We start from the raw sequence: 419 nt of genomic DNA on the forward strand, positions 1-419 counted from the left end.
GCCATCGCCTCGCTGTAGCGGCGCAGCACCTCGCGCTTCATCTCCAGCGTCCGGGGCTGCTGCTCCGCCCAGTCGATCAGCTCGTCGATCGGCCTGGTCAGGTCCTCGAAGACGCTGATGATGATGTCTTCCTTGGTCTTGAAGTGGTAGTACAGCGCCGCCTTCGTGACCTCCAGCCGCTCCGCGATCTCGCGCAGCGACGTCTTCTCGTACCCCTGCTCGGCGAAGAGCTCCAGTGCGACGTCCTGGATGCGCTGACGCGTGTTGCCGCGGCGCGCCTGCGGACTGCTGCTGGACATGGCTCTCCTCAAACTACTTACTTGACGCCCGGCTAGTGACGGGTCTACCTTCCCCAGTGTAGTGAACTAGCCGGGCGGCAAGTAAGGGCCTGGAGCACATGGGTAAACGGGGAGTGACAT

Annotated in this window: 1 protein-coding gene; it reads right to left on the reverse strand. The window is 63.2% G+C overall.

The window, feature by feature from the left end:
- A partial coding sequence (locus tag G3I78_RS49180) for a TetR/AcrR family transcriptional regulator (RefSeq protein ID WP_164437167.1) occupies positions 1-299 on the reverse strand: 299 nt, incomplete at its 3' end.
- Positions 300-419: the final 120 nt, after the last annotated feature.

Source organism: Streptomyces sp. SID13726 (genome assembly GCF_010548375.1).
In the GTDB taxonomy this organism is placed as follows: Bacteria; Actinomycetota; Actinomycetes; order Streptomycetales; family Streptomycetaceae; genus Streptomyces.